The sequence below is a fragment of the Cedecea colo genome, from assembly GCF_011808225.1.
Taxonomy (GTDB): Bacteria; Pseudomonadota; Gammaproteobacteria; order Enterobacterales; family Enterobacteriaceae; genus Dryocola; species Dryocola colo.
Map to the genome: position 1 here is coordinate 325,976 of NZ_SOYS01000003.1, position 13,087 is coordinate 339,062.

At 43.9% G+C, this 13,087-nt stretch carries 11 protein-coding genes; 2 read left to right on the forward strand and 9 right to left on the reverse strand.

Going from position 1 to position 13,087, the window contains the following annotated elements; translation table 11 throughout:
* Nucleotides 1-40: 40 nt before the first annotated feature.
* The 9 genes from yjeJ to E2L00_RS09870 form a co-directional block, all read right to left on the reverse strand.
* The gene (yjeJ, locus tag E2L00_RS09830; RefSeq protein WP_167610463.1) at nucleotides 41-877 is read right to left on the reverse strand and encodes a YjeJ family protein; all 837 of its coding nucleotides are present in this window, start codon (nucleotides 875-877) and stop codon (nucleotides 41-43) included.
* A complete protein-coding gene (locus E2L00_RS09835) occupies nucleotides 877-3,018 on the reverse strand; it encodes a peptidase domain-containing ABC transporter (protein WP_167610795.1) in 2,142 nt (713 codons plus the stop codon). The genes yjeJ and E2L00_RS09835 overlap by 1 nt, the downstream gene beginning before the upstream one ends.
* On the reverse strand, nucleotides 3,011-4,294 hold the full coding sequence (locus E2L00_RS09840; RefSeq protein ID WP_167610466.1) for an HlyD family secretion protein: 1,284 nt from the start codon (nucleotides 4,292-4,294) through the stop codon (nucleotides 3,011-3,013). Before E2L00_RS09840 ends, E2L00_RS09835 begins: the two co-directional genes overlap by 8 nt.
* A gap of 65 nt (nucleotides 4,295-4,359) precedes the next feature.
* Nucleotides 4,360-4,701, reverse strand: a complete 342-nt coding sequence (locus E2L00_RS09845; protein ID WP_167610469.1) for a hypothetical protein — start codon at nucleotides 4,699-4,701, stop codon at nucleotides 4,360-4,362.
* Nucleotides 4,702-4,939: 238 nt separating this feature from the next.
* Nucleotides 4,940-5,905 (reverse strand): fimbrial protein, encoded by a 966-nt coding sequence (locus tag E2L00_RS09850; RefSeq protein ID WP_167610472.1) that lies wholly within the window; start codon nucleotides 5,903-5,905, stop codon nucleotides 4,940-4,942.
* Nucleotides 5,906-5,926: 21 nt separating this feature from the next.
* The gene (locus E2L00_RS09855; protein ID WP_167610475.1) at nucleotides 5,927-8,506 is read right to left on the reverse strand and encodes a fimbria/pilus outer membrane usher protein; all 2,580 of its coding nucleotides are present in this window, start codon (nucleotides 8,504-8,506) and stop codon (nucleotides 5,927-5,929) included.
* Nucleotides 8,507-8,525: 19 nt separating this feature from the next.
* The gene (locus E2L00_RS09860; RefSeq protein ID WP_167610478.1) at nucleotides 8,526-9,197 is read right to left on the reverse strand and encodes a fimbrial biogenesis chaperone; all 672 of its coding nucleotides are present in this window, start codon (nucleotides 9,195-9,197) and stop codon (nucleotides 8,526-8,528) included.
* Between the two features lie 55 nt (nucleotides 9,198-9,252).
* Nucleotides 9,253-9,810 (reverse strand): fimbrial protein, encoded by a 558-nt coding sequence (locus E2L00_RS09865; RefSeq protein ID WP_167610481.1) that lies wholly within the window; start codon nucleotides 9,808-9,810, stop codon nucleotides 9,253-9,255.
* Nucleotides 9,811-10,355: 545 nt separating this feature from the next.
* The gene (locus E2L00_RS09870; RefSeq protein ID WP_167610484.1) at nucleotides 10,356-10,949 is read right to left on the reverse strand and encodes a LuxR C-terminal-related transcriptional regulator; all 594 of its coding nucleotides are present in this window, start codon (nucleotides 10,947-10,949) and stop codon (nucleotides 10,356-10,358) included.
* Between the two features lie 592 nt (nucleotides 10,950-11,541).
* Here E2L00_RS09870 and E2L00_RS09875 point away from each other — a divergent pair.
* Nucleotides 11,542-12,402 (forward strand): winged helix-turn-helix domain-containing protein, encoded by an 861-nt coding sequence (locus E2L00_RS09875; protein WP_167610487.1) that lies wholly within the window; start codon nucleotides 11,542-11,544, stop codon nucleotides 12,400-12,402.
* A 4-nt stretch (nucleotides 12,403-12,406) separates the two neighbouring features.
* Entirely contained in the window at nucleotides 12,407-12,898 is a 492-nt protein-coding gene (locus E2L00_RS09880; RefSeq protein ID WP_167610490.1) for a hypothetical protein, read from the forward strand.
* Nucleotides 12,899-13,087: the final 189 nt, after the last annotated feature.

Here is a 13,087-nt window from a genome sequence, read left to right on the forward strand (position 1 = left end):
TTCTTGCCTGGGCCGTTAATCATTCGATAAATAAAGAAGTTTAATTCAGCTTCATGGTTCGGTGCTCCAGATGCGCGCGTAGTAAACGATCCAGATCTCCTTCGTTTCCGGGCACGTTAAGCATCATACAATCAAACTTTGCTATTTCTTTTTGATATGGCAATAATAATGAATTGTTTTGTAATAAAAATTGACCAATCTTCCCGGCACGGCTGTTATCGAGTGCGGGTCCGGCTTTGATAATTGCACCGCATGTTATATTACCGTCGTGCTGGGTAGCAATGATAGAATAATAATGCTCAAAAACCGCGGATTTCCAGTCTGGCACGTCAAACTGCTGGTACTTAATTCCTGCATGCTGTGCATTACTGAAATCTACGGTATAAAAAGGCGTGAAATCATTAGCGTCTAAACATACGGAAGTCAACCAGGCATCCTCCGCATTCCGCACCGTGCTTAATAGCATGGTTAGTACATATTCCATCTGGGTTAATGTCAATTCCAGAGTGACTACTTCATCGTTCTGCAAGAAGAATAAGAAGCGCACGTTATCCTGTCGATGCTTCATTATAAAGCTCGTTACGCGACGTTCAATTAGCGGATTGTGTATCTCATCAAGCGTGACGCCAGGAATATTATTACTCAACGCCTGCGTATCGGCCACAACCTTATTTTTTATACGCTCAGGTTCATGCTGATGCATCATTTGCAGCGACCTGTAACAACTACAGGTCGCAAACATCAGCTCTTGCAATCGATCGGGCGGCAAATACAGCAGATGTTCAATAGCTGGCGTGCTCGAAGCCTTAAGCACAATCGCCAGCACGCCTTTTGGCGATTTAATAATCCCGGTGTTGATCCCTGTTAATACACCCATCAAAAAGTCTCCTTAATAATCGAAGATGGTGAAGAAGGAATTTGTGATAAATCAATTACCCGGTCCGCACAGGCAATGGTTGAAGGGCGGTGGGCCACAATAATTCGGGTTATATTTAATGACTCGATCGATGCATTAATCATTTTTTCGTTGTTGACATCAAGGTGGCTTGTTGCTTCATCCATAAACAAAATATTGGGTTTTTGATATAAAGCCCGCGCGATCAGCAAACGCTGTTTCTGGCCACCTGAAATGCCCGAGCCTAACTCGCCGATAAGGGTTTCATAACCCATCGGCATGCGTAGAATCTCTTCATGAATATTGCATTTCATCGCGCATTCAATAATCAGCTGTTGATCAACGTTGTCGTCAAAGCCAGAAATATTATCCGCAATGGAACCGGAAAACAGGCGGTCCTCCTGTAATACGCAGGCGGTACTGCTCCTGAAATTATTAACGCCGATTTTTTTGCTATCGAACCCGCCGATGAAAATCTCGCCGCGCTCCGGCGTTAGCAGGCCTGACATAACCTTTAATAAGGTGGTTTTGCCGATCCCGGATGCGCCAACCAGGGCTACGGATTCGCCTGCCGCAATGGTAATATTCACATTTGAGAAGATGGGCCTGGCAAGCGCATCATACCGGTATGCCAAATCCTGAACCTGCAAGGAAACGCCAACGTTATCTTCAAAGATCTTTCTGGCGGGCAACTCCGTTTCTGGTTCGCTGTAGACAATCTCTGAGATACGCTCGTTATGCAGTGACAGCATTTTCAGCTGCATCGCCAGATCGATAAGCGATGTGGCGCGTTGCGCGAATTGCCCGCGGTAGGCGTTGAACGCCATAAACATACCGATAGTCATGTTATTATCGATCACCATCAACGCACCCAGCCACAAAATTACGACCTGGTCGAGTGAGTTAATAAAGGTATTGATGCCGCCGAATAACATATCAAAACGCGTCTGTTTCAGACCGGCGTTGCTGACATCAATATTAGTGTTAAGCCAGTGCTGCGAACGTCGGCTTTTTAAGTTAAGCGATTTTATTGTTGCGATACCGTACAAGGACTCCATAAAGTGGGAACCTGAACGTGCGCGTTTAACAATCAATTCCTCGCTAATGGTGCGATAAAACTTATAGGTAACGATTCGCATCGCTGCGTAGCAGAGGGTGAATCCCAGCACGACCCAAACTAGCCAGCTACCGTACAGGCTCAACATGATGAGCAGGCCCACAATCATTATCGAGTCAATAATGCCCATTACAATGCTGTTAGTGAACGTCGAGCGGATAGTGTCTAATGAGGAAAACCGTGATTGTATGTCTCCCAATTGCCGCTTCTCAAAAAAGGCCAGCGGCAGGCTAAGCAAGTGGTCAAAAAAGCTGGTTTTCCATTGAACATCGGTCAGAGTATTCAGCTTAAGAGACACCCACGCGCGGATCATGCTGACATAGGTTTTAAAGATGGTAAAAAAAGTTAAACCTGCGCAGATTACCAATAACAAGTTTTCATCATGTGCCGCTATGACGTGATCGGTAACAAGTTGGGTTCCCATAGGCAAAAGAAGATTCACCATTTCAATCACGATGGATAACATGAAAATTTTGGTCAGCGCTGACTTCAGGCCAACGATATTGCGCATCAAATCCAACAGCCTGAGACGGGAGCGCCGTTTTTCTTGCCTGAAATCGCTATCGGGCCAGACTTCAAGCGCAATGCCGCTAAAGTTTTCTGACAACTCTTTCTTATGAACAGTGCGTCTGCCCAGCGCTGGATCGTTAATAACAAAGCGGTTGCGCTTGATGGCCACAAGGACAACAAAATGATTCATTGACCAATGCATTATGCAAGGCAAGCGCAGCTCTTTTATTTCGTCAATATCGAGTGACAGGGCGCGGGTTTTTAGGCCTGCTTTCTGGGCGATGGTGTTCAGAACATTTAATGTGGCTCCCTGGGAAGACGATCCATAAAGGTTGCGAAAATTGAACAGATCGATGTCTTTACCATAGAATCCACAGATCATTGATAAGCATGCATTACCGCACTCAGTTGATTCAGACTGAATAATCACCGGTACTTTGTTTCTAATTGAAAAGTTGATTCTTTTAAAAATACTATCAAGAACTTCTTTATTCATCATTCGGTCCTTTAAGGCTCTGTACTATCTTATATGCTGGCGAGAACAGCCACTGATAAAGCGGTCTTTCTTCCATAAACACAATGCTTTTTGCCTTAAGACCGTTCGATAATAATAATTTTTTGTTTTTATAAATGATTTCTTTGTCTTTAATATTAATAATGGCTTTATATAAAGTGGGCGGTGAAGCAGAACCTGCTGCGCTATTGTTATAATCAGCTAACTCTCTACGCGTCACGGGCATTGATGATATAGACATTAACTTGCCAGAAAACTGACCAAATTTATCCGAAGGAAAGGCATCGTACCGTATATTTACCGTGTCGCCGATTTTGACATACGGCAAGCTCCTGTCGGGTAACCACAGTAATAAATAATAATCCACCTCTTCCGTCTGCTTTATCTGTGCTAAGCTGCTACCCGCCTCAATCATTTGACCGCGAGTCACGGCGATCGATTCTACTCTGCCGTCTATGGTTGATTTTATTAAAATCTTACCGTTAGCGTTATTCTCAATAAGCTGAGTCTGGTAATCACTAAGCTGGTTATATTGTGATGTTATCTGATTATCGATTTCTGCTGGCTTTACCGTTAAATCACTTCGCGCCTGCGTCAGCTGTAATTCTATTTGCATCTTTTGCGTTGAGAGCGACTGAAAAGCGTTCTGTTGTTGTACAAAAAGCGAATGTTGATTATTGTGTTGATCTTTATTTATCAATCCGCGATCCAGATAATTATTATAGTTTTGCAGCGATTTCCCCATCCTTAAGAGCCCCTGCTTCGCTGTGGCAAGCAGGCCATCCGTTTCATCGAGTGAGTGCTCATAACGCTGTATCTGGCGGCGTGTCGTCGCAATAAAATCTTCTTTATTCTTTTTTAGCTTATTGATAATTTCTTCAGCATTAGCGATTTTAGCTTTTATTATTGAAATATTTGTATCGGTAACGTTGCCCGTGTTGGTATTTTTTGATACGTCGAGTTCAAACAGCACGCTGCCCTTTTTAACTTTATCGCCAACTCGTACAAACTGTTGTGATACCGAGCCTGCCTGCGGCGAAGAAATATTTAACGGGTGAGGCAGAGTAATAACTTCTCCGGTGACATCGATTCGTTGTGTAAATTTAAAGAAGTAAAGCATGATAATGATGAGAATCAGGAAAGCGACACAACATGCAGATACTATCAGGGGCGAGACGCCTCTTAGTAAAATGACCTTTCCTTTCCAGTAGCTTCTCTGATGATCTACGGCTTCCTGTCTGAATAATCTTTGACTCATTGGTATCTTACCTGGATTTATAAAAAGGCCCGACTTGTCGGGCCAGTAGTCATGTTAAATCCCGCTTACAAAACCCAGGTGCCGTTGAAAATGCCATCCATTGCTTTCCGTGCATATTCCCAGGAGCTGTCGAAACCGACTACAGTTGCGGCAACGCCGCAGCCGATTGCGCCGATTATGCCGGCGCCAATCATGCCAACACCTTGCCCAATAGAACCAATGCCAAGTAAACCGCCACCGTCACCGCCATGTTTACCGCCAATGATAGCACCGCCCATAAAGCCCAGAGAGGCGCCAAGCGCCGCACTAGCAATGGCCTCGCCAATGTTACTGAAGATATCCCATGTGTTTCCCCAGGAATAAGCACCAGAGACGTTATTCATTTCTTCAAAAGAAAGTACTTTCATCATCATTCCTTAATAAGCTGTAAGTTACATTTTAACATTGGTACGACTATATATTGCGAAAAATTGAATCATCAGCAGCGTGTGTGCTGATGGATCGGCATTTTCAGGACTACGGGCGTGAAAAACAACTTTAGTTTTGTGAAATTCCTCTGATTCACAAGTAAATAAAAATTAAGATTCTAATTAAATAGAAGTAATCGCGTGCTTTTAAGCGCCAAAGCATATGTGGTACATGTTATTAGCGCTCGTTTATAGTCACCGTCATTCCAGCGTTTGCCTTGCCCCCGGTAATTACCGCACCCGTTTTTTTATAGTGCGCAATAAGCGGAATGCTGACTAAAGTTTCCTGATTCATATGGTATTTTATTTCCCTGCCCAGTTTTAACGGCATGTTATCGCTGACGTCAATAATTTCGACAGCTACACCGCTGGCAGGATCTTCGACGGTGGTATCCAGATTCAATAAACCATCGCCGCTGCTTCCGTTCAGCGCGTCAAACTGAACGTAAACCGGTACGGCATCAGCCTGGCATTTTAATTTTAATTCGAAGGGAACGTCTTTGGACTTATTTACAATGTCAGTGGTTTTAAATGTTCCTAACGGGATGGTGCGATTATGCTGACCATCGATGGTGCAACTTTTATGCTTCAGCCTTGAACCAAGGATTGAAACCGTCATGACCGTCACACCATCAAATGAATAGGTGGCAAGCAGGCCATTATTCAAATTCCCCGCTCCTATCGGGCCCACTTTAATGAAGTCGATACGTGTATACCCCGTATTTGACCAGGTGAACGTTTGCTGAGCCGTAGGGTAGGCGATATTTGGCACTGCCTTATTCGGTTGATATAAATCAGTAATTTGTATCCCCAGCCCTTCAATACCGGTCGCATAAATATTGCCGCGCAAATTGGAACCGGTGATTTTTGAAAATGCCGGCCCTATAGTCGATCGGTATTGACGTTGAGCGGTGGATTGACATATCCACTTCATCCCGGCGGTATTAATATTTCGGGTCCATAAGATACTCCCTATAGGCGCATCAAGGTCAATAGCGACTATTGGGCTTCGCAGTTGATAATCTAATTTATTGCCCTCTACGCCGCTGCCTGAAGCCAGCGCCGCGCATCCCGCAGCATGGACCGTAGCCGTATAAAAAACCGACATGAACAGGACTGATGCTGTAAAAATATAATTCTTCATTTCTTAACCTTTCTGAAGTTTTTACAGGCATCGAGCCTGAATTTGGCGAATACCCGTTGATGGCGCAGGAATATTGCTGAAGTCATAGGCGGCCTTGCATTGTTTATCATGCTCATTCCCCCACTTTGCAAGGAGCGAACCGTTATCCTTAAGTCCGGTTAAATAAACTCTGCCGTCCTCCCCTATGAAGTTTGATGAAGCAGGCTGCTCCTCCACAAGGGTGACCGTGGTGCCAAAAGGTAGCGCTTTGCCTGATTTATCGATAAGCCGGATAAACCCTTTAATACCCACTTTGCCATTAAATACGGAACGTACCACGGCGCCACGCGTCGGCACGACGGTGACGGTATTGCTTTCCAGCTCAACGTTATCAGGCAAGGTTTCACTGTTCAGTACAATGTCATTCAGACGATACGGTGTTACATAAGGAACAACGGTATAACCGCGAAAATCGGCTCGCACACCGGCATGATTCATCACGCTGGTTCCTTTCGCGGCAGGCGTTTCGACCAGGGCGATACTTTCACCTAACGGCTGGCTCAACGTCAGGCCGTTCTCATGAATGACTGCCCCGCCCGATATTCCATAACTCACCCTGCGCGAGTGCTTGTTATAACCATAGGAAGTCATCAGCTCGCCATAGGTGCCCTGATAGTCAAGATCGACGTTTCCGCTTGCTTTTGATTGAGTTCCGTAGCCCTGCTGAACGCTCCAGTTCAGATTATTGTGTTCCAGAGTGGAACCCGTTAATCCTGCCATGTGATTCGTCTCGCCGGGCCTTGCGGTATTCATATTGTAAAAACCATGCACGGAGCTGTTCGACTTCATCCAGCGATCGAACGGAACGCTCACCATCAGGCTGAATAGCTGGTCGTTCTCGCTACTTTTGGCGCGACCACTGTTCTGGATAGTTTTTACATAGCTGTAACCCATGCTGTAACTTATGCCCTGCCAGCTATTACTGTAACTGGCGCTAATAGTTTTATTTCGCCTGTGGTTATCCCAATAATCCTCAATCATTCCGCCCAGCGAAAGGTTGCCCAGGCGATCGCCAATATTCTGACTCAGATTCATTTCGGTACGGTTTCTGACGCGATAAGATTCGTGCCGTTGCTTATCATCGCGGTAGCTATTAAGCACATCCGACATGGTGTAAAAACCCGATGTCGAGTAGCGATAACCTGCGATCGCAAAGTTAGTTCCCGTCTGGGTAACATTTTTGCTGTAACGAATACGATAAGAGCGGCCATCGGTCTTTTTGTCGCCTTGCTGTTTCGACCAGGCTTGGGTCACATCTGCCGACACTGCGCCAATCCAGCCCATATTTTTACCAATACCGGTAGCAATGGCCTGGTATTTTGACGCTAACTGCGTGCCGCCATAGAGGGTCGAATTAAAAGGCAAACCGTAACTGGCGCTAAGCTGAGAAAAAGGTGTTTTATCGATATGTTTGTCATAGGTGCGATACAGCCCGGAAGTGAGGCTGTATTTCAGACTACCTTCACGACGCAGCACCGGAAGAGAGGCATAGGGCACAATGAACTGCTGCTCGCTGCCATCTGATTCCTTTACTATGACTTTTAAATCTCCGTTAGATCCCGTTTGATATAAATCGGTAATTTCAAACGCCCCCGGGGAGACATAGCTTTCATAGATTTGATAGCCATTCTGCATGATGATAACTTTTGCGTTGCTTTTGGCTATACCGCGAACTACCGGGGCGTAGCCGGTAGCATTCTCAGGTGCCATCATCTCTTCAGAAGCGAGCTGCGCGCCGCTAAAACCGACGCTATCAAAGATATCGCCGGTAGAGGAGCCCTGGCCGATGAGGAGAAAGCTGCGCAGCGGAATAATATCGCGTTGCAGGTAGGTATAAATATTGTCCCAGGATTCGTTATGACCGTCTCTGCCCGCTGTTTTAGACCAGTTCGAGTAATGGCGTAACCGCCAGGGGCCGAGGTTTATTCCAGGACGCAGGTTTAAATTATAGCTCTCCTGCTGCGCGGAGCTTTGGTCATAGGCTGTATGGCTGCCCAAAAATTTGTAGTTCAGCAAAAAAGCCGAAACCCCCTGATTAAAGGCTTCCGGAGAAACAAAACTGCTGTTTTTATGGACCAGTGCGGCCTGTGGAATGCTTACGTCAAGCCGCTGTAGTTCAATATCATATTGGGCGGAAGCGTCCGGGATAAAAGAAAGGATGTTACAGCGTTTTTGTTCTTCGGTTAATGCAGTAGGCTGTTTTATATAGCTTTCTTTTAACCCCAGGGAAAGGACCTTTTCCAGACTGAAGCAGGGTACTAATTTAAGTTCGTCATTGTCCCGCTGCTTTTCGGCTTTGAACTCTATATCGACGGTTTCAAATGATTTGCCGTTCAGCCATAAATCAACGCGGTAGATGCCCGGCATCTGCAGCAAACCAGCATCGAAGTAAGAAAGATCGCTAACTTTATTTTGCTCGTCGCTATTTTTCAAAAATGCCGGGTTAAAAAAACTCTTAGCCGCCGCGCTTTCGGAAAAAAAAAACGAAAGAATCGTGAAATACTTTAACAGCCTCAACCCACGCTTGCGGTTGGCGTGGGAAAAATAGCCAATCTTTTTCATATTAACCTCCTGTTTCCAATCAAAAATTAACCGTATGTAGAGGGCCGATAGATCCGTAATCACTGATAATTTTCCAGCTAACTTTCTTTCCGCTAGCGGCGGGCACGTCAAAGTGAGCGTTTGAAAAAGGAGCAACGAAATTTTTTTCTTTTAAGTCAACGTCTTTCCCATCGAGATTAACGAACATAAAGTTTTGATAATATGGCGTGGGGTTTTTAACCTGTAACTGGCTGCCCGACAGAACCCATTTCAATTGTTGAGTCTGTGACTCCGGGGAATTTTTTTGCAAAAGCGTGGGGCGATAGATAAGTTTTAAACGATTACGAATAGCAATTTGTAATGTATTGCTGTCGAGCGTGCCGCCTGGAATTGATTTTACGTTGAGGAAGAATAAGGACTCTCGATCGCCTGGTAATACATCCTCTAATTTAAAAATGCGGAGCGCATTTTTTTTATCGCCATCCAGACGGAACAGGGGAGGCGTGATTAAGAAGGCGTTACTTTTTCCGGCCCGGTCATTCTCAATCCATGACTGAATGAGATAGGGCACATCGCCTTTATTTTCGATGCTAATAGAAGCTTCTTTTTTTCCCTCTTCGTAAATAACGCGAGTGCCTCCCAGTACGACGCCAGCCTCAGCAGATATGCACCAGAAAAGAAAGGTGAATACGACTAAAAATTTCCTGATCATGTTTACAGCCTTTATGAAAGAGGCCCATTCCCGTACGGGATTGGGCCGCAAACAATTAGTAGTTAACAGTAAAGGTTGCTACTGCATTAGCCGGGCCCGTGGTCACGGTTCCCAGCGTCTGAATATATTTGGCATAGAATGGCAGGACGTTACTGGTGCCTGTACCTTTATTAACGATAGGGTAAGCAGCAGAAGCTTTAGCTAACTGGAGGATGGAGCGATTTTTATCATAAAGCTGAATGCCTACGCCAGTTGCAGCGCCTTCAGCAGCGGTTAAGGCAAGGATTTTATCATCGCCGTTAACGTTTTCGCCGTCGAACTTAAAGGTGGCAGAAGTGACGGTGGTTGGACAATCGTTCAGTTCAATAGTAAATCCGGTGGTGCTGGCGGCGCCATCTACAGTTGAACCCACACCTTTAAAGGCGCTTTTTAATACCTTACCCAGATTAACATCAGCGGTCTTTGCACCAGAACCATTGACAAAAGCATTGCAGCCCGCATCGGTAATAGTACCTGTAAAATTAACAGTACCGTCTGCTGCGTGCGCGGCAGATACCGAAGAGAATGCCAGCGCAATTACACAACCCAGCGTGCTAAAGTTTAACGTCTTCATATTTTATCCTTGATGATTAATAAAGTTTTCCGAATATTTGCAAGGACATAAACATCCTTATATCTATTAGCCATTATCACTATCTCTGATACGCAGATGCGTACAGAGATATAATGTGAAATACAATAGTGTCATTGCAAAATTACTTCCTTGTCAGCGAGGAAAACTGTAACGCCAATGACATATTATGCAAACTCACGTTCTCTCAGTTATTTTTATTAAACTTTAATTTTTCTAATTGCCGATTTATTTGCTGGTGGGCTGTATTGACGACAATAGTGGCCGCTGCCGGTAATATAATTTTCCTGTTGCTGATAAATTTTGAAGTAATTTTTGTACGTTACAGGTAAAAATAATGCAGGCAGAAATTTACCTGAAGGTATGGGTTTCCTTGATGCGGCAGTTGCGGGTTTTCAGCGGGGTTAGCGAGCCGGGAAAGCTCAGGGAGCAGGTTGCTACGGTATCGGTAGCGTTGGCTATCTTTGATGGGAGGGCCAGCAGTGAATACTTAGCCGCTACTGGGCCACAGGGTAGCTATAAGGGGACTATCTGGTCAGAAAGACCAACAGGTCTGTTTTATTCCGCAGGCCAAGTTTTCTTATCGCCGCATTCTTCAGTGCGCTCACTTTCCGATAGGTGAGATGGTTTCTTTCGGCAATGTGCTGCATTTTTTTACCTTCCTTTAGCTCCTTCAATATCATCCATTCAATCTCCGACAGGTCTAAATATTGTTTGCTGGTCTCCGGCGGCCTGCTGTCAGAAGCCAGGAGCTGATTAATATGTAACTGCCAGTTCATCATTGACTGATCAAGGCAAAGGTATGCATCTATATAACCTTTGATCAACGGTAACGAGGTTGCCTGAGCAGAACACATACATAAGCGCAGGCGAGGGTACTTTTTCTTTAGCGCGGTAATATATCTGAACCAGTTCACCCCAGCCATATCCTGATTGCATTCGACCAGGATAACCAATTCAATTGCTTGAGTTTTAAGAACCCGATCCAGATCGATATAATTGCTAACAGAAGCGGCAACGTTAACCCGATCGTGAGTTTGTTTTATTAGTATTTCTACACCCAAACGCGCAAAATAATTGCGACTCAGTAAGGCAACCTTTTGGCTATCTTTATATTTCATCCTCCTCACTCCTTTTTGTTATTAACGTAATGTATCCCTGATGTTTGCTTCGATTTGAGCATTGCCACAAAATATTTCTTGCTTTACGGCATAAACAGTAAACTATTAGCGGGAGTTTTCATCTGATTTAAAATCATTTTTTTGAGCGAGGTAAGCTGAAGGATAACCAGAAATTTTATAAAAAATAAGATGCGTTATTACGATTAACTTAGGAGTTTATTTTTCCGTTGTGCCAAAAATAGAGCGCAAGCATATTTACAGACGAGCAAAGGCGTTATGCGAAGCGTGAGGGAAGAAATATATACGGGGCACATATTGTATTGTTTTATCTGCTCTGTATCTTTCATAAAATAAAAATATATGATCTTTTATCTAATTTCCTGATCTTTATCTGGGATATCTTGGCTAGTTGTTTATTCAGGCGTATAACTGGGTTTTAAGATTTTTCCCTTTTAATGCCTTATGTATAATCAGCCTGATCGGATAACGTGCCATTCGTAACATAAGTTATCCGCACAGAATTAACTATGCTGTGAAGTAAATTTTCACATCATAATATAAAATTTAAAACCGGGGTTTACCAAAAAAAGTTATGCACAACCATTATATTATTAACGAAGCCGTGGAGTTTCATCCTGCGACCAGCACATTACATGATCTTCATAATCCAGACGTAGTGGTAGCACTCAACTCTCCTGCCGGGCGTTGCTTACTTTTGTTAATCTCCCGAGTGGGAGCCATCGTAACGCAACAGGAGTTTATGGATATTGTCTGGAAACAGAGCGGTATGAGGGTGACATCTAACGCTTATTATCAAAACATATCTGTGTTGCGTAAGGGGTTGAAACGTATAGGTTTGGGAGAAGATATTATTGTGACTATTCCCCGAATTGGTCTGACATTGGCGACAGGAACGCGTATCAGGAAACTCACTACTGAACCCCTAGTTGAAATCGACCATGAAAATGCACATTTTATTGACGTTAATGCCCTTACGCCTGAAGAGCCGAAGAGCGACTCCAGCGAACTGACCGCTGGAAGATCCGTTGAGATATCGCTTGCCAATGAAGAGCACCCGCAAAAAAAGATATTAATCGATGATAAAAAATCGCTAGCGACAAAACTTAGTCGATACTCATTGATTTTGGCCGTTGTTATAATAGCAATCATTTTTATCGCCTGGTACGCCACTAAAACGACATCTAATTTTTTTTCTGATTATGTAGCCGTTAAGTCGATAAAAGGCTGTAAAATATTATTGTCACAGCCGCTTCCTGCCAGGTCATATCAGGAATATGCTCAGGGCTTCGGTGAGCGTTTTATAGAAGACTGCCAGGACTATCCCTGGATCTATGTTACGAAGATCCCACATCTTTCTCGTACATCGGTTATCCGATGCGACAAACCCTTTGAGCATTCTACATCTTGCATTTCAGAATATTTTATCGAGTAACATCATGAAATTAAAAATCGCAGGAATTAGTGCATGTGTCGTACTTATAGCGTTTGCTCTTAGTATTGCATGGCAATCAGTTTACCAAAAAAGAACCCATCAACCGTTTTCATGCCGAGCTACTTTGACACAATATAAAAATGGTCACTCCTTAAAGTTAGCCTTTAACTTTATGTTTAAAAATAATTATGGAACCGTTGCCCTGAACGGACAGTCGAAAATGCCCGGCGGCTCGGTTAGCGTTTTCAACAGGAAAATATATTTTACTTATCATCATGACGGAGGGTTTTATCCGCTGATGAATCAAAAGCTTTTAAAATATCCTGGCGATAATGTATCCGAGGAGGAGGTTGAGGAAAATCTATCAGAGTTTTATACAAAGGTCGGTCAAGAACTGTATGTAAATATCATTCGCCAGAAAAATGGCAACGATCTTTTTTTTATTGAAACCATACCCTTTTTTTCATGTAAAGAAATCGACATGGCTGGCCATTAATTATAGTCATTGTTAACTCGTTTAAATCTGGATTTCGCTGCTGTATAACAATAGCATTTGATACAACAGCACCTACTATTACCGCGAAAAGTCTATCAGTAATGAATCGTATCAGGCTGGCAGAGGGCCGGGTGCATGGAAAAAATTATTAAGATTAAATCTGTATGCTGGGCGGTTTAACTGACGTAG

Excerpts from the sequence above, each read along its gene's own strand:
- yjeJ (WP_167610463.1), bottom strand. The coding sequence starts at position 877 with ATGGGTGTATTAACAGGGATCAACACCGGGATTATTAAATCGCCAAAA.
- E2L00_RS09835 (WP_167610795.1), bottom strand. The coding sequence starts at position 3,018 with ATGAATAAAGAAGTTCTTGATAGTATTTTTAAAAGAATCAACTTTTCA.
- E2L00_RS09840 (WP_167610466.1), bottom strand. The coding sequence starts at position 4,294 with ATGAGTCAAAGATTATTCAGACAGGAAGCCGTAGATCATCAGAGAAGC.
- E2L00_RS09845 (WP_167610469.1), bottom strand. The coding sequence starts at position 4,701 with ATGAAAGTACTTTCTTTTGAAGAAATGAATAACGTCTCTGGTGCTTAT.
- E2L00_RS09850 (WP_167610472.1), bottom strand. The coding sequence starts at position 5,905 with ATGAAGAATTATATTTTTACAGCATCAGTCCTGTTCATGTCGGTTTTT.
- E2L00_RS09855 (WP_167610475.1), bottom strand. The coding sequence starts at position 8,506 with ATGAAAAAGATTGGCTATTTTTCCCACGCCAACCGCAAGCGTGGGTTG.
- E2L00_RS09860 (WP_167610478.1), bottom strand. The coding sequence starts at position 9,197 with ATGATCAGGAAATTTTTAGTCGTATTCACCTTTCTTTTCTGGTGCATA.
- E2L00_RS09865 (WP_167610481.1), bottom strand. The coding sequence starts at position 9,810 with ATGAAGACGTTAAACTTTAGCACGCTGGGTTGTGTAATTGCGCTGGCA.
- E2L00_RS09870 (WP_167610484.1), bottom strand. The coding sequence starts at position 10,949 with ATGAAATATAAAGATAGCCAAAAGGTTGCCTTACTGAGTCGCAATTAT.
- E2L00_RS09875 (WP_167610487.1), top strand. The coding sequence starts at position 11,542 with ATGCACAACCATTATATTATTAACGAAGCCGTGGAGTTTCATCCTGCG.
- E2L00_RS09880 (WP_167610490.1), top strand. The coding sequence starts at position 12,407 with ATGAAATTAAAAATCGCAGGAATTAGTGCATGTGTCGTACTTATAGCG.